Genomic DNA, 24,737 nt, shown 5'->3' with positions numbered 1-24,737 from the left:
GGCCCAGGTCATGCGCATGTCGAGACGTTTCCCGTCGACCGCCGTCAACGGGAAACAGGGAAACACCTGCCTCTGATCGCCGCTCGGGCCCCAACTGGCCCGGCTGTAGCGTGGAGTTGGGGCGGCGGCGGGAGTCGTGACCAACGGGGGGACACGGGCCGCCGCGGGGAGGTGGCGTGGTCGAGAACCCGCACACGACCGAGGGCATGGGGGACGTCGGAGCCGACGAAGGGGGAGCCGGTGGTGCGCCGCCGGACTTTCCCTCCGAGCTGAGACGTCTGCGGCACGAGAGAGGGCTGTCGCTCACCGCGCTCGCCCAGCGGGTGCACTACAGCAAGGGCTATCTGAGCAAGATCGAGAACGGCTCCAAACCGGCCACGGCGGATGTGGTGCGCCGCTGCGACGAGGCGTTGCTCGCGGGCGGCGCGCTCCTGCGGCTGCTGGAGGAGACCCCCGGTCCGGACCGGACCGGAGGACCCGGGAAACCGGAGCGGGAATGCCCCTACCGGGGTCTGGCCGCCTTCACCGAGCAGGACGCCCGCTGGTTCTTCGGACGTGAGCGGACGACCGCCGCGCTGGTCGACCGGCTCTTCGAACGGGTGGGCAGCGGACCGCTGTTGGTCGTGGCGCCGTCAGGGGCGGGCAAGTCCTCACTGCTCAACGCGGGGCTCGTCCCCGCGGTCCGCGGTGGCGCGCTGCCGATGGCGGGATCGCGCGAGTGGCCGACAGCGATCCTCACCCCGACGGCCCGCCCACTCGAGGAACTCCTGTCCCGGACCTCCGAGGCGCTGGGCAAGGACTTGGACATCACAGCGTCCGACCTCCGCGAGAACCCGTCCGGCCTGGCCACGGTGGTTGCGAGGGCCGCCGCGCTGCCATCCGCAGGCACCCGGTCCGGGAGCGGCGACCGTGAACCACCGCCCGAGCGGCTGGTGTTGTTGGTGGATCAGTTCGAGGAGGTCTTCACACTCTGCGCGGACGAGGGTGAACGGCGGGCCTTCGTCCGGGCGTTGTGTGCCCTGTCGATGCCGGGTCCGGCGGACGGCGGCGAGGAGCGCGCGGCGCCGGCCGCCGTGGTTCTCGGTATGCGGGCCGACTTCACCGGCCGCTGCCTCGACCACCCCGAGCTCGCCGCGGTGTTCGCCGCGGGGCTGTTCGTGCTGCGGCCGATGACCGTACGGGAGTTGCGCGAGTCGATCACCCGCCCGGCCCGGCAGGCCGGCCTCGTGCTCGCGCCCGGCCTGGTCCAACTGCTGCTGCGGGACGTGGGACTGCGCTCGGATCCGACGACCGCACCGCTCGAACCACGGACCGGGCCCGGGACCGGATCCGGGGCCGGCCCCGGAGCACACGCCGCCGAGGGAACAGCCGCCCGCGACGAGTCCACGCCCGCCCCGCCCGGCGCCCTCCCCCTGCTCTCCCACGCGCTGATGGCCACCTGGCAGCGCGGCGACGGACGCACGCTGACCATCACGGACTACGAGCACAGCGGGGGTATCCAGGGCGCCGTCGCCAGGACGGCGGAGACCCGCTTCGCCCGTCTGTACCCCGCGGAACAGGCCATGATCCGCCAGGCCCTGGTCCGGCTGGTCCAGCTCGGGGACGGCAGCGAGGAGACCCGCCGCAGGCTCGACCGCGCGGTCCTGCTGGAACAACTCCCCGACCCCTCGGCGGCGGCCACCGCCCTCGACGCGTTCGTGCGGGCCCGGCTGATCACCGTGGACCGGGACACCGTCGAGATCACCCACGAGGCGCTGCTGCACGTCTGGCCCCGACTGCGCGGCTGGATCCACGCGGACCGGGCCGGACTGCTGATCCGGCAGCAACTCGCCGACGCGGCCGCCGAATGGGAGCACGAGGGACGCGACCCCTCGCTGCTCTACCGGGGGCCCCGGCTGTCCGCCGTCACCGAGTGGGCCCGGGAGGTCGCCGACCGGGCCGAACTCGGGCCACGCGAGGCGGAGTTCTACGAGGCGAGCCGGGCCGAGGAACTCCGGCGGCAGGAGTCCGACCGGCGTCAGGCGCGTCGGCAACGCCGCCTTCTCGCCGTACTCGCGGCCCTGTTGGGCCTGGCCGTCACCGCGGGAGCCCTCGCCTACCAGCAGCGGGCCGAGGCTTTGCGGCAGAGCCGGGTCACGCTGTCCCAGTCGCTGGCCGTACGGTCGACCGCGATGGCGAACGCGCAGCCGGAGGCCGCCCTGCTGCTCGCCGCCGAGGCCTACGGCACCGAGCCGACCACGGAGGCCCGCGGCGCCCTGCTCAGCACCCAGGCGCAGTACTTCTCCGGTCGGCTGACCGGGCACGCGGGGCCCGTCAACGCCGTCGCCTTCGCTCCCGGGGGCCGTCTGCTCGCGAGCGCCAGCAGCGACGGCACGGTCAGGCTCTGGCGGACCGCCGAGCGACGGCAGACCGCGGTCCTCGCCGCGGGCGGCAAGGTGCGCTCGGTGGCCTTCGGCCCCGACGGCCGTACCCTCGCCGCGGGCGTCTCGGGCGCGGCCGGTGGCATCGTGCGGGTGTGGGACGTGACCGCGCGCCGGGTCGTCGCCGACCTCACCACCGGCGCCCCGGTGCGGGCCGTCGCCTACGCCCCCGACGGGGGGACCCTCGCGTCCGCGGACTCCGACGGCACGGTCACCCTGTGGCGAACCACCGGTGCGTACCGCCCCGCCGCCACCTTCAGGGGCCACCGGGACGGCGTCAACGCCCTGGCCTACAGCCCCGACGGACGGACCCTGGCCTCGGGCGGCTCCGACCACACCGTGCGGCTGTGGGACACGGTCCGGCACCGGCCGCTGGCCGTCCTCGCCGGGCACACCGCCGAGGTCCTGGGCGTGGCGTTCGCCCCCGACGGCCGTACGCTCGCCTCGGGCGGCGCCGACCGTGTCGTACGCCTGTGGGACAGGGCACGGCTGCGGAGCACCGCCGCGCTGACCGGCACCGGCGACGACGTGAACGCCGTCGCCTTCACCCCCGACTCGACCACCGTGATCGGTGCCGCGGGCGACGGCGCGGTGCGCCTGTGGGACGTCCGCGGTCACCGGATCACGACCACCCTGTCGGGGCACACCGACTATGTCCTCGGAGTGGCCACGGACCCCGGTGGCACGCTGCTGGCCACGGCCGGGTTCGACGAGTCCGTCGTGTTGTGGGACCTGAGCCGCTCGGCGCTGACGGCCCGCCCCTTCACGGAGGTCTGGCACGCCGCGTTCAGCCCGGACGGGCGGACCCTGGCCGCCGCCGACGCGGATCACACGGTGCGGTTGTGGGACGTGGCCGGGCGGCGGCCACTGGCGGTGCTGCGGGGGCACACGGGCGCGGTGCTCTCGGTGGCCTTCGCCCCGGACGGACGCACCCTGGCCTCGGCGGGCTCCGGCGGTACGGTCCGGCTGTGGGACGTGGCCGGGCGGCGGCCGCTCGCGGTGCTGCGGGGGCACACGGGCACGGTGTTCTCGGTGGCCTTCGCGCCCGACGGGCGCACCCTCGCGTCCGCCGGTCTGGACGGCACGGTACGGCTGTGGGACGTGGCCCGGGGCAGGCTGCTGACCACGCTCACCGGACACACCGACTTCGTGAACGCGGTGGCGTTCAGCCCGGACGGACGCACCCTCGCGAGCGCGAGCGACGACCTGACCGTGCGGCTGTGGGACGTGGTCCGCAGAGTGCCGCTCGCCACGCTCACCGGTCACACCGGCGCGGTCCGCGCCGTGGCGTTCGCCCCGGACGGACGGACCCTCGCCAGCAGCGGGAACGACGGCACCGTACGGCTGTGGGACCCCGCCGGGCACCGGGCCACGGCCACCCTCACCGGGCACACCGGCGCGGTCCGCGGACTCGGCTTCGCCCCCGACGGACGGACCTTGGCCAGCAGTGGCAACGACAGCACGGTGCGGCTGTGGGACACCCGGGCACCCGGTCCTACCGCCACCCTGACCGGTCACACCAGCGCGGTGTGGGGCGTCACCTTCGCCCCGGACGGACGGACCCTGGCCAGCAGCGGCATCGACGGCACCGTGCGGCTGTGGAACCCCGACGTGCGCGCCCGCGCGGCCGAGGTGTGCCGACTGACCCGCGCCCCACAGGGCCCCCGCTGGCAGCAGCTGATGACGGACCTGCCCGCGGGCCGCTGCCGGAAGGGAAACTGAGCCCCGGAGTCGACGTGGAGGCTGTGCACGGGACCTTCGGGTACGCGGGGAGTGCGAAGTGATCAGGGAGGCACAGGTGTACGACGACGGGGACGGCCCGCGTGCGGCGGCGGCGCGGCTCACCGGCCGGACGGCGGCCGAGGAGCGCCCGGTGTCCGGCGCGCTGACCGAGGTGACCCTCGACGACGGCCGGGAGGTGATGGCCAAGCGGGGTGACGCCCCCGAGGAGGTGGCGGCCGAGGCCACCGGGCTGCGCTGGTTGGCTGAGGCGAGGGCGGTCCGCGTGCCCGTCGTGTACGGCCATGACGACCGGTGGCTGGTCACGGAACTCGTCCCCCGGGGCCGGCCGAGCCGGGACGCGGCGGACGGACTGGGGCGCTCCCTGGCCGCTCTGCACGCCGCCGGCGCCCCCGCCTTCGGTTCGGCGCCGCCCGGCGGTCCGCGGGAGGCGTTCATCGGGCGGGCGCCGATGCGGAACGTCGAGGGCGCCGACTGGCCCCAGTGGTACGCCGAGCACCGGGTGCTGCCCTATCTGCGCCGCGCGGTGGACGACGGCACGATCGCCGCCGACGAGGCGCCGGTGATCGAGCGGCTCTGCGAGCGGCTGCCCGAGCTCGCGGGCCCCGCCGAACCCCCGGCCCGGCTGCACGGCGACCTGTGGAACGGCAACGTCCTCTGGGGTGCCGACGGCCACGCCTGGCTGATCGACCCGGCCGCGCACGGCGGCCACCGCGAGACCGACCTCGCGATGCTCCACCTCTTCGGCTGTCCGCACCTGGACGAGGTGCTGCGCGGCTACGAGCGGGCGGCACCGCTCGCCGACGGCTGGGCCGACCGCGTGGGGCTGCACCAGCTCTTCCCGCTGCTGGTGCACGCCGTGCTGTTCGGACGCGGATACGCGCAGCAGGCGCTCGACACGGCGAAGGCGGCCCTGGAACGGTGAGTGCACCGGTCCGGGGCCGCCTGGGCTCGTGACGTCGTGGGCGAGGAGAGCGAGGGAACTGAGGCCATTGCAAGGCCGGTTTTGGAGACCGGTGAGAAGGAAGCCCCCTCATGGCCTCGCCGCACGTGTCACGTCGAGGGCGAGGAAAGCGGAAGGACTGAAATCCAAGCCCCATGGGGACTCATCGCATTGAGAAGGAAGCCCTTCCATGGCCTCGCCACGGGTAACGCTAACAGTCACTCGGGGATCAGGTCGCGCAGATTTTCCGGGGTGATGACCACCGAGTCCGGGTGCAGGCCCTCGGGCCGCTCCAGACCGATGTAGGTCACCGGCTCCTGCGGCACCGACGCGGCGTCCCAAGTCGCCACCTCCGTACCGGCGTTCGCCATCAGCTCGGTCAGATACCCGACCGTCAGCTGCTCGCGCTCGACGATGCCGCGCAGCAGCGTCGCCACCGTCACCTGGTTGCCCTCGACGCGGTTGTGCTCCGGCTCCCCCTTCAGATACAGGTGCAGCCACTTGGCCTGCCAACTCCCGTCCTCGGCACGCCGGAACGCCAGCGGCAGCGCCACCCGGCCAGGACCGCGCAGCTCCGACTTCATCCGCACGGTACGCGGCTCGAAGGGCTGCCCCTTCTGCTCGGCCTCGCGCAGCATGAACCCGAAGAACGACTCCTCGGCCTCCTCGAACCTCTCCCCGGAGTAGATGTTGACCTGCGGCACGATGTACATGCCGCGCACGGCCCCGAGCCGCAGGTCGATGAACTCCGAGGCGCCGTCGGGGGCGTTGGTGATGTCCCCGGAGTGCTCCCCCTCCACGTCCCGGAGATTGGTGTACGACAGCCACGACACCGTGTCGTACCTCGCGTCCAGCAGCAGCGCCGACAGGTCGTAGTCGGTGACCCGCTGCTTCTGCTTCCAGTACACGAAGAACCGCAGCAGCTCCCCGTCGACCGGCGAGAGCGAACCACGGGGCAGCACCCCGAGCCCGGCCGCGGTCGCCCGCCCGCTCAGCGGCAGCGCCACATCGAGGACGTCGGGGTCGACCAACAGCCGCTCCGGAGAGGGGAGTCGACGGGCCGTCTCCGCGTCGAGCGCGGCCATCAGACGCTTGCGCTCCTCCTCCGGTACGGCGTGACGCGTGTCGTCGGTGACATGCGCGCGGCCGGCCCGGTTGATGAACACCCGCTTGCGGCCCGTCTCCTCGGCCCGGTTGTGCAGGTACTCACGCACCGACAGCACGACCCGCCCGGACACCTCCGGCGCGACCCGCTCCACGGCGGCCACCACGGCGTCCCGCTCCTCCTGCGTGGCGGCGGAACGCAGCAGCCGGTCCAGGGACCGGAACAGCTTGCCGGGCGCGGACGCCAGCAGCCGCGCGGCCCCGGTGACGTCGTCCGCGCCGAACAGCGCCTCCACCCGGCCGTCGAAGGAGTGCGCCTTCTGCTCGCCCCGGGCCACGGCGAACACCTCGGCGGCATGCGGCCACCGCGGGTACTCGTGGGGGTGCAGACGCTCGCCGAGCCGCTTGAAGGCCTCGCGGTGCAGGAGGACGTCGGCGAGCTTGGCGGGCGCCTGGGCGACGACGTCGTCGAGCCCGGCGAGCAGGGCGCGGCGGACCAGCCGGGACAGTTTGCGGAACCGGGTCGGCTCCTGAAGGCTCACGTCCCCGTCCGACAACGCGCAGGCCAGCCGCAGCACATCGGTGACGGTGTCGAGCAGCGGAAGCGAACCCGCCTTCAGCCGGGCCGCGTTGACGACGGCACGGTTCTCCCGCACCGGGATCTCCACCGGCTGGGGGCCGTCCGCGCAGTGCTCGGCGAGCACCCCGAGGTCGGCCAGGTGCTCGTCGCCGAGCGGCGTGGTGCTGCCGGCCAGCGCCAGGTACAGGGCGGTGACCTCGTCGCCCAGCGGGCCGCCCAGGTGCAGGACGGTCAGCCGGTCGCCCACCGCGGCGGTCAGCTCGTCGTGCGCGGCGAGCATCTCGTCGTAGGTGTGGCGGTAGTTGCCGTACGACGGCAGCGTGAGCAGGTTGATCACGCCGGTGCGGAGCTGGGCGATGATGCCGGGGCGGGCCTTGCGGTCCTCCAGCGCCTCGGTGACGCAGCGCATCCAGAACTCGAAGGTGTCCGGGACGTTCGCCGGGAAGTCGACGAAGTAGACGTTGTGCCGCACATGGTCGCCGGCCAGCTCGCGGACGGTGGCCAGGGTGCGCACGGCGGTGTCGACGACCGTGCCCTCGGACAGCCCCGACAGCGTCCTCAGCGCGTCGGCCGACAGCTTGAAGCCGACGGACATCAGCGCGGCGTCGAACTGCCGCGCGGCGACATCGCCCTCCCCGGCGGGTCCCGCGGGGGAGGGGAGGCGAAGGGTGTGCCGGATGACCAGGCGTTCCAGACGGTCCATGCCGGAATGGTCGCAGAGGTGTTCGACTGGGCGCACCGGAGTTTTTCGGGGCCCGGAACGTCTCGGGCTGGACCGGTGCTAGTCCTGCTGCTGGGCCTTCTTCTCCTTCAGGCGGGCGGCCTCCTTGCGGACCTCCGCCTGCGTGGCGCGCTCCTTCTCCAGCCACTCGGGGCCGTCCTCGCGCAGCGCCTCGATCTGCTCGGTGGTGAGCGCCTCGGTGACCCCGCCGCGCGCGAGCCCGGCGATGGAGACACCCAGCCGGGCCGCGACGACCGGGCGGGGGTGCGGGCCGTTGCGTCGCAGGTCCTGCAGCCACTGGGGCGGGTTCGTCTGGAGTTCGTTCAGCTCGGCGCGCGAGACGACACCCTCCTGGAACTCGGCGGGGGTGGCGGGGAGGTACACACCCAGCTTCTTCGCCGCGGTCGCGGGCTTCATCGTCTGGGTGTTCTGGTGCGACGTCATGGAGTCCAGACTATCGGCCGCGCACGAGACGTCCGACCACAGTGGGTAACCTTGCCGCGTGACAGACTCGCCAGCATCCCCGTCCTTCCGGCTCGCGTACGTCCCCGGGGTGACGCCCGCCAAGTGGGTGCGGATCTGGCACGAGCGCCTGCCGGACATCCCCCTGGAGCTCCTCCAGGTCACGGCGTCCGAGGCCTCCGATGTGTTGCGCGACGGCCGCGCGGACGCCGGGCTCGTGCGACTCCCGGTCGACCGTACGGTGTTCAGCGCGATCCCCCTCTACACCGAGACGACGGTCGTCGTGGTGCCCAAGGACCACGTGGTGACCGCGGCCGAGGAGGTCACGCTGGACGACCTCGCCGACGAGGTCGTCATCCACCCCCTCGACGACGTCCTCGGCTGGGATCAGCCGCCCGGCGAACCGGCCTTCGAACGCCCCGCCACCACGGCCGACGCGATCGAGCTCGTGGCGGCGAACATCGGCGTCCTCGTCGTCCCCCAGTCCCTGGCGCGTCTCCACCACCGCCGCGACCTCACCTACCGGCCGATCACCGACGCCCCCGAGTCCGCCGTGGCCCTCTCCTGGCCCGAGGACGCCACGACGGACCTGGTCGAGGACTTCATCGGCATCGTCCGGGGCCGCACGGTGAACAGCTCACGCGGCCGCACCCAGCCGACACCGGACCCGAAGAAGCCCCCCACCACGAAGAGCGGCGGCAGGACGGGGGCGGCCACCGGGAAGGGGGCAGCACGGGGGGCCTCCGGCGGGGCGAAGGGGTCTCGCGGCGGCTCTGGCAGGACGGGCGGGTCAGGCAGGACCGGTGGCTCGGGCAGGACTGGCGGGTCCGGCGGCGCCAAGGGCACGGCGAGCCGCCGGGGCAAGCCCAAGCGCAGGGGATAGCAGCGCAGAGAGGGGAGAGGGCGGACGGTTCCTGGCCGGAGACGCCCCGCGGCTCTCTGCTTGCCGCCGGAGCTCTCTCCGCGGCGCATCCGCCCGCTGGAGGACTCGGCCCGCCTCAGGACACGCACGTCGCAGGGGCTGCCCCGTGGCTCCCTCTCAGTTCTCGGCGAAGGGTCCGTCCGGGCCGAAGGTCAGCCTTGCGAAGCGTTGGCCCATGCGCTGGTGTGTGGTCGCGTCGGGGTGGAGGTCGTCCGGGAGGGGGAGTTCCTCCGCGTCGGACTCTCCGTACAGGTCGCGGCCGTCCAGGTAGTGCAGGTTCGGGTCCTCGGGGGCCCGCTGCTTGACGATCCGGGCCAGTTCCTCGCGGATCACCCGGAGGGTCAGTTTGCCGCTCGCGCGTTCCGCCGGGTCGCCCAGCGTCCTGAACGTGAACCGGCCCTCGGCGATCCCGCTGAAGTCCGGGAAGCAGGGCCCCGGCGTGTCCTCGTGGATCGGGCACAGGATCGGCGAGACGACCAGCACGGGCGTGTCCGGATGGCCCTCGCGGATCGTGTCGAGGAAGCCGTGGACCGCCGGACCGAAGGCCCGCAGCCGCATCACATCGTGGTTGACGATGTTGATGCCGATCTTGAGGCTGATCACGTCGGCGGGGGTGTCCCGAATAGCCCGCGCGGTGAACGGGTCGAGCAGCGCGCTGCCCGCGAGGCCCAGGTTGATCAGCTCCACCCCGCTCAGCGTCGCGGCGACCGCGGGCCAGGTGTGCGAAGGGCTCGCCGCCTCGGAGCCGTGGCTGATGGAGCTGCCGTGGTGCAGCCACACCCGGCGGTCACCGGGAGGCGCCGGCTCGACGGGCGCGTCGGTGCGCAGCGCGATCAGCTCGGTGGTCTCGTTGTGCGGCAGCCATATCTCCACGTCCTTGACCTCGCCGGACAGCCCGTCGAAACGGACGGTCCCTGGCTGCCCGGTCCGCACCTCCGACGTCCCCGCGGTCATGTCGACGGTGATGACATGGCCGCCGAGCACACTGCCCTGACCGGCCGGCCGACCGTCGACCACCAGGTCGTAGAGACCGTCCGGCCGCGGCGGCGCACCCACGTAGGCCCGCTTGGTCGGCAGGGTCTCCAGCTCCACCGCGGTGGCCCGGGTGCGGAAGACCAGCCGCACCCCGGCGGGCTGCGACTCGGCCATGGCCAGCTGCTCGTCGGTGTTCTGGGCGCGGGCCCGCGCGGGCAGCCGGTGCGGCAGCACCCCGAGCTCGGTCCGCTCCACGTCGAGGGCACCGCGCAGCAGCTCGGCGGTGACGGGTGTGGTGATCCAGTCGTGCATGTCCTCAGCCTGTCGGTCAGCGGGTGGGCCAGTTGCGCAACAGCGCGTCGAGGGCGTCCAGGATCCGTCTCCAGGACTCCTCGGAGTCGGGGGCGCTGTGGCTGAACCCGCCTGCCCCCTCCAGGCTCGCGTATCCGTGGAAGGTGCTGCCCAGCAGCCGTACGGCATGGGTCCGGTCGGGTTCCGGCAGGTCGTAACCGCGCAGGATCGCCCGCATCAGCTGCGAGTGCCGTACGCCCGCACTGGCCGCCGCCGTCTCGGGGTCGAGCCTGAGCCGAGCGGCCGCGGCCCGGCCGGGGTGGGCGTGGGCGTAGTCGCGGTAGACGTCGGCGTACGCGGTCAGGGCGTCCTTGCCGGCCCGTCCCGCCACCGCGTCGGCGGAGAGGTCGGCGAGCTCCTCCAGGGCGAAGAGGGCGAGCCGGGTCTTCAGGTCCTGGGAGTTCTTGACGTGCGAGTACAGGCTCGCGACCTTCACGCCGAAGCGCCGGGCCAGCTCCGAGACCGTCACGTGCTCGAAGCCCACCTCGTCGGCCAGCTCCGCGCCCGCCCGGACCAGTTTCTCCGTCGTCAGTCCCACCCGTGCCATGACCGACCTCCCGTTCGCCTGAACCGATTATGCGTTTGCCTAAAGTTTTTAGGCAAACTAGCGTGAAGTTATGGAACCGCTGACCGAGCAAGAGATCCGTGCCGCCTTCGTGAACTGCACCAAGGGCGAGGCGAAGCGCCTGTCCGTCCCGCGCGACCTGGCCGAGCGGCCGTGGGAGGACCTCGACTACCTGGGCTGGCGCGATCCGCAGGCCCCCGACCGCGCCTATCTCGTGACCGTGCTGGACGGCCGCCCGAAGGCCGTCCAGCTGCGGGCCGGTGCGCGCGGCTTCTCCCAGACGCGCAAGAGCATGTGTTCGATGTGCCTGACCACCCACACCGGCGGGGTCTCCCTGATGGTCGCCCCGAAGGCGGGCAAGGCCGGGCAGCAGGGCAACTCGGTCGGCGCCTACATATGCGAGGACCTCGCGTGCTCGCTGTACGTGCGGGGGAAGCGGGAGGTGGGAGCGGGCGCGCGCCTGCACGAGACGCTCACCCTGGAGGAGAAGATCCAGCGGACGGTCACGAACCTCGCCGCGTTCGTGGCGAAGGTGGTGGGGCCGTAGGGTGCCCGCCCCTGCGGGAGCTCGGGGACGGGAGCAGCCGCCTGCCGAGCCGTGCTCTGTTAATGGTGCGGAGCCGTTCCGGTGCCCCCGGTGGCAGAATCGGCTCCGTGGATCGGCGGATCCTCGAGCGCGAGCCCGAGCTGGCGCGATTGGCCGCGGCCGCGCGGGAGGCGGCGGACGGGGCCGGATCCGTGGTGCTCGTCCTCGGCGAGGCAGGGATCGGCAAGTCGAGCCTCGTGAGGGCCCTTCCCGAGCACCTTCCGCATGGCATCCGCGTCCTCGTGGGGGAGTGCGACGACCTCGCGACCCGGCGCCCGCTCGGCCCTTTCCGCGACCTCATCGGCAGCGTGGGGGACGAACTCGCCCGGGCCGTGACGGAGGGCGGCGACCGTAACCGCTTCCACGAGGCACTGCTCGAGGAACTGCGCGGAGCGGTCCTCGTCGTCGAGGACGTCCACTGGGCCGACGAGGCCTCCCTGGACGCCCTGCGCTTCCTGGTCCGGCGCATGGAGCGGCTGCCCGCCCTGCTGGTGCTGACCTACCGGGACGACGAGCTCAGCCGTGAGCATCCCCTGCGGCACCTGCTGGGCCAGGTGTCCCGGGCGCCACGCGTGCACCGGCTGCCGCTGGCCCGGCTGTCCCTGGACGCCGTACGCGCTCTCAGCGCCGGCCGTGTCGATCCCGCCCAGGTGTACGCGGTCACGGGCGGCAACCCCTTCTTCGTCGCCGAGATCATCGCGGCCGGCGGCACCGGGAAGGTGCCCCCGACCGTCGTCGACGCGGTGCTGGCCCGGCTGCGGGGCTTGCCCCCGGCCACCGTGGACGCGCTGGAGCAACTGGCCGTGGTCCCGTCGGCGGTGGAACGCCCGCTGGTGGACACGTTGTTGGGGGACACGCTGGTGGGGGAGGGGGCGCTGGGGGACGGGCCGCCGCCGGGTGACCCGCGGTGGGGTCGCGCGCCGCTTGGTGACCCGCCGCTTGGTGACCCGCCGATCGGTGACCCGCCGGTCGGTGACGCGTCGCCCGGTGGCCCGCAGTCGGGCGGCTCACGGTGGGCCGACGAGGCCGCGGCTGAACGGGATTGGTCCCGCGCGGCCGATGCGCAACGGGGTGGTCCCGGCGAGGCCGCGACTGAGCGAGGTGCTGCCCGGGAGACCGAAGCTCAACAGGCTGGTCCCCGCGAGGCCCCAGCTCAAGGCGATGGCCCTCGCGAGGCCGAGGCCCAATACGACGGCCCTCGCGAGGCCGAGGCCCAACAGGCTGGTCCCCGCAAGGCCGCGGCTGAACGAGGTGGCTCCCGCGAGGCAGCAGCTCAATACGACGGCCCCCGCGAGGCCGAAGCTCAACAGGCTGGTCCCCGCGAGGCAGCAGCTCAATACGACGACCCTCGCCAGGCCCCAGCCCAATACGCCGACCCCCGCGAGTCCGCGGCCCAACAAGATCGCCCCCGCGAGGCCGTGCCCGACCACAGTGGTCCCCGAGAGGTCGGAGTGTCCCTCCCGGCCGCAGTCGGACACCGCACCCCTCTCCCCGTCGGCGGAGTCGCCGTCCTGGCCGCCGCCGAGCAGCGTGGTCTGCTCACCGTCACCCCCGAACGGGTCGCGTTCCGGCACGAGTTGATCCGCCGGGCCGTCGCCGACTCCCTCCCCGCCGCCCGCCGCATCGGTCTCAACCGGGCCGTCCTCGCGGCCCTCGTCGCCCGACCCGGCTCCGACGCCGCCCGGATCGTCCACCACGCCGCCCAGGCCGGCGACCAGGACGCCATCGCCCGCTACGGCCCCGACGCGGCCCGCGAAGCCTCCTCCGCCGGCGCCCACCGCGAGGCCGCCGCCCATCTCCGGCTCGTGCTGCGCGGGCGGGGGCGCTACCGGCCCGCCGAACTCGCCGACCTGCTGGAGCGCTACGCCGTGGAGACCTACACCATCGCCGACTCGGCCGCCGCCGTCGCGGCCCAGCGGGAGGCCGTCGCTCTGCGCCGGTCCCTCGGGGACACCCTCGCCCTCGGCGCCGACCTGCGCTGGCTGTCCCGCATCCACTGGTGGGCCGGCAACGCCGACCAGGCCCAGGAGGCCGCCCGGGAGGCGGTCGCGGTCCTGGAACACGCGGGCGACGACCGGCTGTTGGCGCTCGCCGTCAGCAACACCGCCCAACTGCGCATGCTCTCCGAGCGGTACGCCGAAGCCGTAGAACACGGCGAGCGCGCCATCACCCTGGCCCGCAAGGCCGACGACCCGGCGATCCTCGCGCACGCCCTCAACAACGTCGGCACCGCCCGCTGGCGCTCCGGAGACCCCGGCGGGCGGGCGCAGTTGGAGGAGAGTCTCGACGTCGCGCTCGCCGCCGGCGAGGTCGAGCACGCCTGCCGGTCCTACGCCAACATCATCTGGACCCTCCTCGACAACCTCCAGTACGACGAGGCCGACACGTTCCTGCCCCCGGCGATGGAACTCGCCGACGGCGCCGAGCACTTGGGCTTCCTCAACTACCTCCACGTCGAGCTCGCCATGCGCAGGCTCGCCGCCGCCGACTGGGGCGACGCCGAGAAGCACGCCGAGTACGGCATGCACGACTTCGTCCCGGCCCGCTGTCCCGCCCTGACCGTGCTCGCCCGGGTCCGCACCCGCCGCGGGCACCCCGGCGCCGACGAACTCCTGGACGAGGCCTGGGAGATCGCCGTAGGGACGAAGGAACTGCAACGCACCGGGCCGGTGGCGGTGGCGCGGGCGGAGGCCGCCTGGCTGCGCGGGGACAGCAAGGCGGTGATCGCGGCGGCCGCGCCCGTCCACGCCCAGGCGTGCCGACTGCCCGGCGCCCCCTACCGTGCCGAACTCGGCTACTGGCTCACCAAGGCGGGCCGCCCCGTCCCGCCCGACGACTCGGACCATCCGTACGCCTTGCAGGCCCGCGGGCAGTGGCGCCGGGCCGCCGCGCGCTGGAAGGCCGTGGGGTGCCCCTACGAACACGCCGCCGCGCTTGCCGAGAGCCCGGACCCCGACGACAAACTGACCGCCCTCGCCGCCTTCGACGCGCTGGGCGCGGAGCCCGCCGCCCGGCTGCTCCGCGTCGAGCTGCGCCGGCTCGGCGTGCGCCACATCCCCCGCGGCCCCCTCGCCGCGACCCGTGAGAACCCCGCGGGGCTCACCGAACGCCAGCTCCAGGTGATACGACTGCTCGCCGAAGGGCTGACCAACGCGGAGATCGCCGCCCGGCTCGTCGTGTCGGTCCGGACGGTCGACAACCACGTGCGGGCCGTGCTCGACAAGCTCGACGCACCCAGTCGGCGCCGGGCCGCCGTACGCGCGGCGGAGCTGGGGCTGCTGGCCGACGGTTCGCAAACGTAGGTATACCGGGGCGCCGAGCTGGGTGACGGTCACGGATGTCCGCCTCCGTGCGACGCGAGTAGAACGGACGAATCAACCCGATTCGGAAACGGGGGACTCCATGTCCAGCACAGCCGCCCAGGCCGCTCGCCGGGAACTGACCGGATTCACCGGGGAGCTGATCGGACCCGACGACACCGGGTACGAGGAGGCCCGTAGCGTCTACAACGCCATGATCGACCGGCGCCCCGCCCTCGTCGCGCGCTGCGCCGACGCGGACGCGGTGGCCCGCACGATCGGCTTCGCCCGCGCCCACGGCCTGCCGCTCGCCGTGCGCGGCGGGGGCCACCACGGCGCCGGACTCGGCACCGTCGACGGGGGAGTGGTCGCCGACCTGTCGCCCCTCAAGGACATCCAGGTCGATCCGGAGGCCCGCACCGTGCGGGTCGGCGGCGGCTGCGTGTGGGGCGAGGTGGACCGCGCCACCAACGAGCACGGCCTGGCCACGCCCAGCGGCATCGTCTCCACCACCGGCGTCGGCGGCATCACCACCGGCGGCGGGCTCGGCCATCTGACCCGCAGGTGCGGGCTGACCATCGACAATCTGCTGGAGGCCGAGGTCGTCCTCGCGGACGGCCACAAGGTGCGGGCGAGCGCCGACGAGAACAGCGACCTGTTCTGGGCGATCCGGGGCGGCGGCGGCAACTTCGGCGTCGTGACCTCGTTCGTCTTCCGGCTGCACGAGATCAGCACGGTGATCGCCGGACCGACCTTCTGGCCCGTCGAGGTCAGCGCCGACGTCCTCTCGGCCTACCGTGACTTCATCCTCGGCGCACCCCGCGAGCTGAACGGGTTCTTCCTGTACGGCACCGTCCCGCCGGCCCCGCCGTTCCCCGAGGAGATCCAGCTCCGCAAGACGGCCGGTGTGGTCTGGTGCTGGACCGGGGACGACCCCGAGGCCGCCGCGCGCGAGATGGCCCCGCTGCTCGACGCCCTGCCGACGCCGCTGCTGCACGCCCCGATGGTCATGCAGCACCCCGACCTCCAGTCCATGTTCGACGGGCTCTACCCGCCCGGCCACCAGTGGTACTGGCGGGCCGACTTCGTCGAGAACATCCCGGACGAGGCGGTCCAGTTGCACGCCAAGTACGGCGCCGAGGGGCCGACCGTCCAGTCGACCATGCACCTCTACCCGATCGACGGTGCCGCCCACGACGTGGGCCAGGACGAGACGCCGTGGGCCTACCGCCACGCCAACTGGGCCTCCGTCTTCGCCGGCGTCGACCCGGACCCGGCCAACGCCGAGCTGATCAAGCGGTGGACCGTCGACTACTTCGACGCCCTGCACCCCTTCTCGGCAGGTGGCGCCTACGTCAACATGATGATGGACGAGGGGCAGGAGCGCGTCCGCGCCAGCTACCGCGGCAACTACGACCGCCTCGCCCGCACCAAGGCCGACCGCGACCCGGACAACGTGTTCCGCCTCAACCAGAACATCCAACCGGCCCCGGGCCCGTCGCGGACGACGCGGCCGTAGGGGCGGCCCAGACGGCGTGCGAGCGGTGCCCCACCGGCACCGCCCACACGCCCCACCGCCGTTCCGACCGACCTCCGTGTTCGCGGGCCCTGACGTGCCTCCCCCACCCGCGGCTACGGCTCGTCCGTCAGCCCGACGCCCCCGCCACCCACGCGAAAGCCCCCCGCGCCGTGAACTCCTCCTGGCCTCCCCGCAGGAGGAGGTCGGCGTGGGTGAATTCCGGGGCGTCGGCCTGGGCGGGCAGGTACGGGACGGCGATGCAGCGCATGCCGGCGGCGTGGGCCGCGGCGGCGCCCGGGGCCGCGTCCTCCAGGACCACGCAGTCGGCCGGGGCGGCGCCGAGCCGGCGGGCCGCCTCCAGGAAGACGTCCGGCGCGGGCTTGCCGTGGGCCACCTCGTCGGCCGAGACGGTCGTACGCAGGTACTCGTCCAGCCCCGTCCCGGCCAGGATCGCCTCGATGGCCTGGGGCGAGGACCCCGAGGCCACCGCCATCGGCACCCCCACCCCAGCCAGCAGCTCCACGAACTTGCGCATCTCCGGGTACACGCGCGTGCCACCCCGAGCCAGCTCCAGATAGCGCCGGTTCTTCGCGGCGAGCAGCTCCGACACCGAGGCCCGCAGCCCGTACTCGGACTTCCACCGCGCGACCGTCTCCTGCGTGCTGATCCCGACGTACCGCTCATGGTCCGACCAGCCGAAGTCCGGGACGCCGTACTCGGCGAGGGTCTGCCGACCCGCTTCGTAATAGTTCGGCTCGCTGTCCACGAGCGTTCCGTCGAGATCGAAGATGACCGAGATGCCGCTGAGCCTGCTCATGGCCCCCAGGATGTCAAAGATCAACTCCGGGCAGCCCGCCCGACCGACTCCACCAGCGGCCCCAGCCGGTAGGCGACCCGCTCCCGCAGCGCCACCTCGGTACGCGTCCGCACCACACCCGGCAGGCTGATCACCGTCTGGATCACGTCCTCCAGATGCGCGTTGTCCCGCGCCACGACCCGTGTCAGGAGATCCCCGCCGCCCGCGATCGAGAACGCCTCCACGATCTCCGGTACGGCCGCCAGCGCGTCCCCCACGTCGTCGAGCCGCCCCTGCGTCACCTCGATGTGCACGAACGCCAGCACCGGATGCCCCAGCGCGGCGGCCGACAGCGAGGGCCCCGTGCCGGTGATCACCCCGTCCCGCTCCAGCCGGTCGAGACGCGCCTGGAGGGTCCCGCGAGCGACCCCGAGAATCCGGGCGCACTCCCGCACACTCGTCCGCGGCTGCTCCAGCAGCAGTCGCAGGATCCGGGTGTCGAGCTCGTCCACGGCCATGCCGTACGACCTCCTCCGCGCGCTTGGTCCGATGGCCCGCCGTTGGACGACCGAGGACCGCCTCTGCTGTACCAATGGCCCAGCGTAACCGTCCTCACTTGAGCCGAACACGGCGAGGATGCTCCAATGAACCCATCAATGGCGCTGCGGACCTCCGCGGCGCCTTTTCCATGCCGGGGTCCAGAGGGTTTCAGGGGGCGGTACGTGCTGAAGAGGGTGTTCATGGCTCCGGACCCGGGCGGGGTCCGGCTGCGCTTCGCCGCGCGGGCGGTGCTCGGCATCGGCCTGGCGGTCGTCGTCTGCGGACTCGCGGGGCACTCCCTCGCCGGTGCCGTCACCGGCGGTCTCGCCGCGCTGCTCGCCCTGTTCACCGTCACGGACGCGACCGTGCGGGGCCAGGCGGTCACCACCGCGCTGCTGCCCTTCGTCGGCCTGCCCGTCCTCACCGCCGCGGCCGGGCTCCACGACCACCCCGTCGCCCGCGACCTCACCTTCCTCGCCGTGGTCGGGGCGGGTGTGTACGCGCGGCGCTGGGGTCCGCGCGGGCACAGCCTCGGCGTCTTCGCGTTCATGACCTTCTTCGTGGCGCAGTTCCTGCACGCCGGCACCGACCAGCTGCCCGAGCTGTACGTCGCCGTCCTGCTGTCCGTCCTCTCCGCCGCCGCGGTCCGCTTCGGGCTGTGGTGCTACGAGCGGCGGCTGCCCCCGGCGCCCGTGCCCGCCCCGCCCGCCGGGACCGGCCTCGCCCGCGCGACCACCCGCCAGGCGGTCCAGGCCACGGCCGGCGCCGGCTTCGCCCTGGTCGTCGGCCAGCTGATCTCGGGGCAGCGCTGGTACTGGGCCGTCGGCGCCACCTGGTGGATCTTCGTCAACACCACCTCACGCGGCGAGACCCTGGTGCGCGGCTTCCGCCGGGTGCTCGGCACGGTGATCGGCATCGGACTCGGCCTGCTGGTCGCCGTACCGCTGCACGGGGCCCCGGCCCCCACGGCCGTACTCGTCGCCGTCTGCGTCTTCGGCATCTTCTATACGGCCGCCGTGTCGTACACCTGGATGATGCTCTGGGTCACGCTGCTCGCGGAGCTGCTCTACGGCCTCCTCGGCGTCCTCGAGCCCGGTCTGCTGGCCCTGCGGTTCGCGGAGACGGGTGTCGGCGCGGTCGGGGCGGTCCTCGCCGTGCTGTTCGTGCTGCCGATCACCACCCACACCGTCACCGACGCCTGGATCCAGCGCGCCCTGCGCTGCGTGCACGCCTGCACGGCCGAGGCGGCGGCCCGGCTCGCCGGGGCACCGGGGGCCGACCCGGCCGGGCGGGTGGCCGAACTGGAGCAGCTGCTCGGCCGGGTCCGCCTGTCCGTGGCCCCGCTGGTCCACCCCCTCACCCCCATGTCGGCCCGCAAGCGCCGCGCCCGCCGGGTGCTCGCCCTTCTCGACGACTGCGCCCGGGAGATCCGCGGCCTGGTCGCCGTCGCGGCCGATCCGGAGGCCTCGCACGACGCCCGGCTGGCCGCGGCGTGCTGGCGGGTGGAGACCGCGGTGGAGGCCCTCACCGACGGCAGGGACCTCCCGACGACGGACCGCCCCCCGGCCGAGGAGCCGGCCCTGGCCCACCTGCACGGCCTGGAACGAGCCCTCACGGAACTGTCGACCCCCCTCCGGACACCGTCCGGCTCCCGCCTGGTCGGAGCCTGACCGCTCCGCGGGGCTTCGCAATGCACCGGACCGCTGAGCGGGGCTTCACGATGCCGGCCGGCGTCGGGGCCTCACCGCCGGTCGCCGCCGGGGCCGTCGGACGCTTTGAACCACGTGCACCTGGTCCACTGGCCGCAGCCACCGTCGGGGCCCGTCGGTCGCCCTCCTCGCCCACCACGCCCGTCCGCCCGGCCCGAGCGCCCCCTCGGCCCCCGGCACGCGCAGCCCCTGCTGACGCCCAGGCTCCCCCTGTCCCCGCCGCGCGCACCTACGCTCCGGTCCGGCCCCCTAATACCCCGCCTCATCACCGCCCGGTCACGCAAGGCCCCGCCGTGCGCCTCCTCGCCCCCCATGACGCCCCCGTGAATTTGCCCGAGGTTGGTCTAGACCGGTCGTGATCGACTGCTACCGTCGCCCCGGACGGCACAGGACCGAGAGGGGACCACGGTGGCAGAAGGCGGCGGGCGGCGACGGGCCTACATCGGGTCGTTCACGGCGGCCGGAGGTCCCGGCATCGTGACGGCGACGGTGTCCCCGGACACCGGGGCGCTGAAGGCGCTGGGCGCCCTGAACGGCGTACCGGATCCGTCGTATCTGGCCCTGTCGGCCGACGGCGACCTGCTGTACGCGGTCAGCGAGACGGCCCAGGGAGCGGTGGCCGCGTACCGGGTGACCGGCGACCGGCCCGAGCCGGCCGGCCCGCCCGTGCCGGTGGACGGCAACGGGCCCACCCATCTCGCCGTGCACGCCGGACACGTCCTGACCGCCAACTACGGCTCCGGCAGCGTCACCGCCGTGCCCCTGCGCACCGACGGCGCCCTCGCGGCCGCCCCCTCCGGCGTGCTCCGGCACACCGGCTCGGGTCCGCACACCCCCCGCCAGCAGGGCCCGCACGCCCACCAGGTGCAGCCCGACCCCAGCGGCCGGTGGATCGTCACCGTCGACCTCGGCACCGACTCGGTGCGGGTGTGCACGCTGACCGGCGGCACGCTCGCCGTGCACCGCGAGATCGCCCTGCGCCCCGGATCCGGCCCCCGCCACCTGGCCTTCCATCCCGACGGCAGCCACGCGTACGTCCTCAACGAGCTGAGACCGACCATGACCGTCTGCCGGTGGGACGCCGAGGAGGGCCTCCTGAAGCCCCTGGGCGAGACGCGGGTACTGGCCGGCCCGCCCGCGGGGAACGCCTACCCGTCGGGCGTCGTCGCCTCCCCCGACGGCCGGTTCGTGTGGACCGCCACCCGCGGCGAGGACGTCCTGTCCACGTTCGCCGTCGAGGGCGACGAACTGCGGCTGGTCGGCACGGTCTTCTGCGGCGGCGACTGGCCACGGGCGCTCGCCGAGTCGGGCGGATACCTCTACGTCGCCAACGAGCGCTCCGGCGAGGTGACCTGGTTCGCCGTGGACCCGGAGACCGGCCTCCCACGCTACGAGGGCTCGATCGAGGTACCGGCCGCGTCCTGCGTGGTCTTCGACTGAATCCACCCGCCGCTCGGCGAAAGACCCGCCACATGCCGAAGGGACCCCTCCGACAACTGGAGTGGTCCCTTTCGGCGTAGCGATCGCGGGAGGCGCGGTGCGTGCGGTCAGCGCACCGGCGCGCCCTGCGCCTGCTGCGGGGCGATGCCCAGCGCGGTCGTGTACTTGGCGAGGGCGAGCTTGCCGATCGCCGGGTAGGGGCCGAGCGGCTCGGCGGCGGAGCAGCCGGCCTCCTTGGCCGCCTCCTCGATCACGGACGGGTCGATCTCCGGCCCTATCAGGTACGGCGCCAGCGCCAGCTGCTGGGAACCGGAGGACCGCAGCTGGTCGGCGATGGACGCGATCGAGCCCTCCTGGTCGAGGGCCGCCGCCATCACCGGCACCGCGAGGCGCGCGGCGAGCAGCATGCCGGTGATCCCGGCCGCCTGCACGGCCTCCTCGCCGCCCACGGCGGCCAGGACGATGCCGTCCGCGGCCGTCGCCACGGTGAACAGCCGGGCCCGGTCGGCGCGGGCCAGCCCGGCCTCGGAGAGCCGCACGTGCAGCGCCTCGGCGAGCAGCGGGTGCGGGCCCAGCACATCGGTGAGGTCGGCCGCGATCCGGCTGTCCATCACGGCCTGGCGGATCCGGCGCAGCAGCGCGTTGTCCGGGCCGGCGAGCAGCGGTACGACGACGGCGACGGGGCCCTCGGGCTCCTTGACGTCGACCCCGGCGGCCTTGGCCTGCGCGTAACGCGCCGTGCGCTCCTCGGCGGCATGGACCAGGACGGCCTGGAGCGTGGGGAACTCCGAGTCGTCCCCGTCGAGGTAACCGATCCGGGCGTCGAGGCCGGGCAGCTCGGAGCGCGCGATGCTCACGACCTCCTCGGCGAGGCTGCGCGTGGCGGCACCGGGCGTGCCCGGGACCGCGAGAACGAGAGCGGGCGCGCCCTCGGGAGCCGCCAGGGGCTCGGGTCGGCGGTGCCGCCCGGGCTGGCGAGGTCGCGGCATTCGTACTGGCAGGCCGGACGCGGGCCCAGTGGGGGAGCTCATGGCGACGCATGTTACTGGCTTCCTGGGCTTCCCTGTTCGGGGAGGGTGCAGGTGAGCGGTATCCGTCCGGATTTGTCTGATGAGTTACGTCCGCTTCAGCCCCTCTTTGGGGTCACGACGTACACCATCGACTCGTCACCCGGCAGGGTGAACGAACTCCGCGCCAGTTCTGTGGCGATCTGTACCGATCCCTCCAACGGCCCGCCCGCCGCGGGTACCTGTCGCGCGTGCGGCAGCAGTCGCCTCAGCTCTTCCTCCAGTGGTACGACGAGGGCGGCACCCGTACGGAACAAGCCACCGGTGAGGCAGATGCGCGGCTCACCCTCCGCCGGGCAGACCGCGGCCGCCGAGTCGGCCATGTGCCGGGCCGCCTCGCGCAGGATGCCGCCGGCGACCGGGTCGCGGTCGGCGCAGGCGGCGACTTGGGGGGCGAAGGAGGCGAGCACGGCGGCCCGGTCCGTGCGTGGGTAGAGCTTGCCGGGCAGTTCCCGCACCGGCCCGAACGACTCCTCGGCCAGGGCCAGCAAGGTCGTGGAGCCGCCGGGCCGCCCGTCGTGGGCGCGCAGCGCGGCCTCCAGCCCCGCCCGCCCGATCCACGCCCCGCCACCGCAGTCGCCCAGCAGATGGCCCCAGCCGTCCGCGCGACGCCAGGTCTTGAGATCGGTGCCGATCGCGATCAGACCGGTACCGGCGGCGAGCACCGCACCCGGGCGCGGGCCGAGCGCGCCGGTGTAGGCGGTCACCGCGTCCGCGACGAGCGCGACCGTCCTGACCCCGAACTCCCGGGCCAGCGCGGCGGGCAGCTCGGCCCGCAGGGCGTCACCGAGGGTCGCGAGACCGGCCGCCCCGACCACGGCCGTACCGAGCGAGCCCACTCCCGCCTCGGGCAGCAAGGACCGGACCATGGGCACGAGTTGTTCCATCAGATGCCCCGGATCGATCCCGCGCGGGCCCGTCCGCACCGGCACCCCGGACTCCCGCGGGGCCGTGCTCCCCCGGCCGGGGACGCCCAGGACCACCCGCAGACCGGAACCACCGGAGTCGACGGCCAGGAACCCAGCCTCCACGCGCTCGTCTCCTTCCCGGCCCTCGGCCGCGTGAGTGGGAGGAAGGGTAGCGGCCCGGGCGGCAGGCTTCCCTGCGTACACGGGGTGTCGGTGGGGGCCAGTAGGGTGACGCTCTGTGGCACCACGACCTTTGCATGAACTTGTTGAAGCGGGCTGGGCGAAGGCCCTGGAACCCGTGGCCGAACGTATCGCCGCGATGGGGGACTTCCTGCGGGCCGAGATAGCGGCCGGCCGGACCTACCTGCCGGCCGGGCAGAACGTGCTGCGGGCCTTCCAGCAGCCCTTCGACGACGTGCGCGTCCTGATCGTGGGTCAGGACCCCTACCCCACACCGGGGATGGCCATCGGGCTGAGCTTCGCGGTGGCGCCGGAGGTGCGCTCGCTGCCGGGGAGCCTGGAGAACATCTTCCGGGAGATGCACTCCGACCTCGGGCTGCCCAGACCGTCGAACGGCGATCTGACGCCCTGGACCGAGCAGGGCGTGCTGCTGCTCAACAGGGCGTTGACGACGGCTCCGCGCAAGCCGGGTGCGCACCGGGGCCAGGGCTGGGAGGAGGTCACCGAGCAGGCCATACGCGCCCTCGCGGCGCGGGGCAAGCCGCTCGTGTCGATCCTGTGGGGCCGCGACGCCCGCAATCTGCGCCCCCTGCTCGGGGATCTGCCGGCGATCGAGTCCGCGCACCCGTCCCCGATGTCGGCGGACCGGGGCTTCTTCGGCTCGCGCCCCTTCAGCCGGGCGAACGAGCTGCTGGTGGGGCAGGGCGTGCAGCCGGTCGACTGGCGCCTTCCCTGACCCGCCGTCGACTTCTCTGACTGGCATCCGGGCTGGTCGAGCGGCCGACACGCCGCCCGACCAGCCCTACGCGGCCCCCACGCTCGCACTCGCTCCCGCGAGGCCTCCCAGGGCGACGCCCACGACGGCGCTGGTGGTGACGAGTTCGATGCGCATGCGATCCGATTTTTCGTATGACTGAATTCGGGCCAGATTCAGAGGCTGCGCCGGAGGGGATTCGCGTCGGGAATTCGTGAAATCTGGCCGATCACCCTGTTGTCGGTCGAGCGGGGTGGCGCAGGGCCTCGGCGTGGTGGTCAAGTGTCCAGTGCTGTGAAGGATTTGACGGCTGATCGGGGCGGGGGACGGACATGCGCGTGGCGCGTGGAGGTGGGGTGTGCGCGGCCGTGCTGGTGGCGGTCGTGTCGGTGACGTCGTGCACGGCTGACGGGCGCAGCAGTGAGGCACGGGCCTTCGAGGAGGCGCTCCGGCCCCTGGGCTCGGCGAAGTCGTTCAGGATGGTCGGGGAGTTCCGCGGCCCCGACGGATCGCGGACCGGCTTCGACGCCCGCCTCGACGGCCGGGGTGCCTGCGCGGGAACGGTCGGGGACGCCGAGAGCCTCCTGGTCGGTGAGCAGGTGTGGACGCGCTGGGCCGACAGCGCGCTGCCCGGGGCGGTGAGCCGGCTCGCGGGGGACAGCGAGATCCCCGAGATCGACCCCGTCGCGGACCCGGCGGAGGACGTGCAGTGGACCGCCGTCAAGCTGCTGCGGGGCTCGTACATGGTCACGACCCTGCCCGGCGACGTACCGGAGGCGGAGGGCATCGCGCCGGTGTGCCGGGCGGGGCTGCTGCTCGCGGGAGCCGGGACCGGTGCCGGGGACGTGATCTCCGGTCCCGCGACGGTGCGCGACGGGGAGCGGCTGCGCCCGCTGTCCCGGACCGTCGGACCGGTGACCGTCCGGGTGTACGTGCCGGAGCGGGGCGCTGCGAAGGTGCGGCGTGCCGAGTACCGCGTCGAGGGAGGCCGGTCGTACTCGGTGCGGTTCAGCGACCTTGGCGAGCCGGTCACCGTCCGCAAGCCCGACGGTGAGCAGACCGTTGCGTCCGGGGACGTGATGGCGGTGCTCCGGCGGAACGGCGCCTGACGGCCGCGAACCCCGGCGATAACCGGCTGCCCCTCCTCGTCGGGCGG

Annotated in this window: 18 protein-coding genes; 10 read left to right on the top strand and 8 right to left on the bottom strand. The window is 73.6% G+C overall.

Features of this window, described 5'->3' with window-relative positions; all coding sequences use genetic code 11:
• The first annotated feature begins 206 nt into the window (after nt 1-206).
• Nucleotides 207-4,142, top strand: coding sequence for a helix-turn-helix domain-containing protein (locus ACFULQ_RS07110; RefSeq protein ID WP_383539428.1), 3,936 nt, complete (start codon nt 207-209; stop codon nt 4,140-4,142).
• A 76-nt stretch (nt 4,143-4,218) separates the two neighbouring features.
• Nucleotides 4,219-5,085, top strand: a complete 867-nt coding sequence (locus ACFULQ_RS07105) for a fructosamine kinase family protein (protein ID WP_383539425.1) — start codon at nt 4,219-4,221, stop codon at nt 5,083-5,085.
• Nucleotides 5,086-5,321: 236 nt separating this feature from the next.
• On the opposite strand, the gene ACFULQ_RS07100 is transcribed toward ACFULQ_RS07105, so the two are convergent.
• Both ACFULQ_RS07100 and ACFULQ_RS07095 read right to left on the bottom strand, forming a co-directional pair.
• Nucleotides 5,322-7,490, bottom strand: coding sequence for a hypothetical protein (locus tag ACFULQ_RS07100; RefSeq protein WP_383539276.1), 2,169 nt, complete (start codon nt 7,488-7,490; stop codon nt 5,322-5,324).
• Between the two features lie 78 nt (nt 7,491-7,568).
• Nucleotides 7,569-7,952: a DUF5997 family protein gene (locus tag ACFULQ_RS07095; protein WP_383539273.1), complete on the bottom strand. Its 384-nt coding sequence runs from the start codon at nt 7,950-7,952 to the stop codon at nt 7,569-7,571.
• Nucleotides 7,953-8,010: 58 nt separating this feature from the next.
• On the opposite strand from ACFULQ_RS07095, the gene ACFULQ_RS07090 reads away from it, so the two are divergent.
• Complete coding sequence (locus ACFULQ_RS07090; protein WP_383539271.1) at nt 8,011-8,853, top strand: LysR substrate-binding domain-containing protein; 843 nt, start codon at nt 8,011-8,013, stop codon at nt 8,851-8,853.
• Nucleotides 8,854-9,009: 156 nt separating this feature from the next.
• On the opposite strand, the gene ACFULQ_RS07085 is transcribed toward ACFULQ_RS07090, so the two are convergent.
• Together ACFULQ_RS07085 and ACFULQ_RS07080 are read right to left on the bottom strand one after the other, a co-directional pair.
• Nucleotides 9,010-10,179, bottom strand: coding sequence for a GDSL-type esterase/lipase family protein (locus ACFULQ_RS07085; RefSeq protein ID WP_383539268.1), 1,170 nt, complete (start codon nt 10,177-10,179; stop codon nt 9,010-9,012).
• Nucleotides 10,180-10,195: 16 nt separating this feature from the next.
• A complete protein-coding gene (locus tag ACFULQ_RS07080) occupies nt 10,196-10,765 on the bottom strand; it encodes a TetR/AcrR family transcriptional regulator (protein ID WP_383539265.1) in 570 nt (189 codons plus the stop codon).
• A gap of 70 nt (nt 10,766-10,835) precedes the next feature.
• Here ACFULQ_RS07080 and ACFULQ_RS07075 point away from each other — a divergent pair, with 70 nt between their 5' ends.
• From ACFULQ_RS07075 to ACFULQ_RS07065, 3 genes are all read left to right on the top strand, one after another.
• Nucleotides 10,836-11,330, top strand: a complete 495-nt coding sequence (locus tag ACFULQ_RS07075; protein WP_383539263.1) for an FBP domain-containing protein — start codon at nt 10,836-10,838, stop codon at nt 11,328-11,330.
• A 107-nt stretch (nt 11,331-11,437) separates the two neighbouring features.
• Nucleotides 11,438-14,671, top strand: a complete 3,234-nt coding sequence (locus tag ACFULQ_RS07070) for an AAA family ATPase (protein ID WP_383539260.1) — start codon at nt 11,438-11,440, stop codon at nt 14,669-14,671.
• Nucleotides 14,672-14,771: 100 nt separating this feature from the next.
• Complete coding sequence (locus ACFULQ_RS07065) at nt 14,772-16,187, top strand: FAD-binding oxidoreductase (RefSeq protein WP_383539258.1); 1,416 nt, start codon at nt 14,772-14,774, stop codon at nt 16,185-16,187.
• A 127-nt stretch (nt 16,188-16,314) separates the two neighbouring features.
• Here the strand turns inward: ACFULQ_RS07065 and ACFULQ_RS07060 are convergent, their stop codons facing one another.
• Nucleotides 16,315-17,004 (bottom strand): HAD family hydrolase, encoded by a 690-nt coding sequence (locus ACFULQ_RS07060; protein WP_383539255.1) that lies wholly within the window; start codon nt 17,002-17,004, stop codon nt 16,315-16,317.
• A 20-nt stretch (nt 17,005-17,024) separates the two neighbouring features.
• The gene (locus ACFULQ_RS07055) at nt 17,025-17,501 is read right to left on the bottom strand and encodes an Lrp/AsnC family transcriptional regulator (protein WP_383539253.1); all 477 of its coding nucleotides are present in this window, start codon (nt 17,499-17,501) and stop codon (nt 17,025-17,027) included.
• Nucleotides 17,502-17,705: 204 nt separating this feature from the next.
• Here ACFULQ_RS07055 and ACFULQ_RS07050 point away from each other — a divergent pair, with 204 nt between their 5' ends.
• Both ACFULQ_RS07050 and ACFULQ_RS07045 read left to right on the top strand, forming a co-directional pair.
• Nucleotides 17,706-19,193: an FUSC family protein gene (locus tag ACFULQ_RS07050; RefSeq protein WP_383539251.1), complete on the top strand. Its 1,488-nt coding sequence runs from the start codon at nt 17,706-17,708 to the stop codon at nt 19,191-19,193.
• Nucleotides 19,194-19,640: 447 nt separating this feature from the next.
• Nucleotides 19,641-20,672 (top strand): lactonase family protein, encoded by a 1,032-nt coding sequence (locus ACFULQ_RS07045; protein WP_383539248.1) that lies wholly within the window; start codon nt 19,641-19,643, stop codon nt 20,670-20,672.
• A gap of 107 nt (nt 20,673-20,779) precedes the next feature.
• On the opposite strand, the gene ACFULQ_RS07040 is transcribed toward ACFULQ_RS07045, so the two are convergent.
• Nucleotides 20,780-21,703, bottom strand: a complete 924-nt coding sequence (locus tag ACFULQ_RS07040) for a sirohydrochlorin chelatase (protein WP_383539245.1) — start codon at nt 21,701-21,703, stop codon at nt 20,780-20,782.
• 95 nt (nt 21,704-21,798) lie between these two features.
• Nucleotides 21,799-22,770: an N-acetylglucosamine kinase gene (locus tag ACFULQ_RS07035; RefSeq protein WP_383539242.1), complete on the bottom strand. Its 972-nt coding sequence runs from the start codon at nt 22,768-22,770 to the stop codon at nt 21,799-21,801.
• A 115-nt stretch (nt 22,771-22,885) separates the two neighbouring features.
• Between ACFULQ_RS07035 and ACFULQ_RS07030 the strand changes: the two genes are divergently transcribed.
• Together ACFULQ_RS07030 and ACFULQ_RS07025 are read left to right on the top strand one after the other, a co-directional pair.
• On the top strand, nt 22,886-23,563 hold the full coding sequence (locus ACFULQ_RS07030) for a uracil-DNA glycosylase (protein ID WP_383539240.1): 678 nt from the start codon (nt 22,886-22,888) through the stop codon (nt 23,561-23,563).
• A 350-nt stretch (nt 23,564-23,913) separates the two neighbouring features.
• Entirely contained in the window at nt 23,914-24,690 is a 777-nt protein-coding gene (locus ACFULQ_RS07025) for a hypothetical protein (RefSeq protein ID WP_383539237.1), read from the top strand.
• The last annotated feature ends 47 nt before the right edge of the window (nt 24,691-24,737 follow it).

Origin of the sequence: Streptomyces sp. NPDC057253 (genome assembly GCF_042669125.1) — a bacterium.
GTDB lineage: Bacteria > Actinomycetota > Actinomycetes > Streptomycetales > Streptomycetaceae > Streptomyces.
The sequence above is the reverse complement of the archived record's forward strand: the minus strand, read 5'-3'. Positions and strand labels throughout refer to the sequence as shown.

Bases quoted from the DNA above. Each gene is read 5' to 3' on its own strand.
- ACFULQ_RS07025 (WP_383539237.1), top strand. From the start codon at position 23,914: ATGCGCGTGGCGCGTGGAGGTGGGGTGTGCGCGGCCGTGCTGGTGGCG.
- ACFULQ_RS07080 (WP_383539265.1), bottom strand. From the start codon at position 10,765: ATGGCACGGGTGGGACTGACGACGGAGAAACTGGTCCGGGCGGGCGCG.
- ACFULQ_RS07110 (WP_383539428.1), top strand. From the start codon at position 207: ATGGGGGACGTCGGAGCCGACGAAGGGGGAGCCGGTGGTGCGCCGCCG.
- ACFULQ_RS07100 (WP_383539276.1), bottom strand. From the start codon at position 7,490: ATGGACCGTCTGGAACGCCTGGTCATCCGGCACACCCTTCGCCTCCCC.
- ACFULQ_RS07095 (WP_383539273.1), bottom strand. From the start codon at position 7,952: ATGACGTCGCACCAGAACACCCAGACGATGAAGCCCGCGACCGCGGCG.
- ACFULQ_RS07040 (WP_383539245.1), bottom strand. From the start codon at position 21,703: ATGAGCTCCCCCACTGGGCCCGCGTCCGGCCTGCCAGTACGAATGCCG.
- ACFULQ_RS07065 (WP_383539258.1), top strand. From the start codon at position 14,772: ATGTCCAGCACAGCCGCCCAGGCCGCTCGCCGGGAACTGACCGGATTC.
- ACFULQ_RS07075 (WP_383539263.1), top strand. From the start codon at position 10,836: ATGGAACCGCTGACCGAGCAAGAGATCCGTGCCGCCTTCGTGAACTGC.
- ACFULQ_RS07060 (WP_383539255.1), bottom strand. From the start codon at position 17,004: ATGAGCAGGCTCAGCGGCATCTCGGTCATCTTCGATCTCGACGGAACG.
- ACFULQ_RS07055 (WP_383539253.1), bottom strand. From the start codon at position 17,501: ATGGCCGTGGACGAGCTCGACACCCGGATCCTGCGACTGCTGCTGGAG.
- ACFULQ_RS07085 (WP_383539268.1), bottom strand. From the start codon at position 10,179: ATGCACGACTGGATCACCACACCCGTCACCGCCGAGCTGCTGCGCGGT.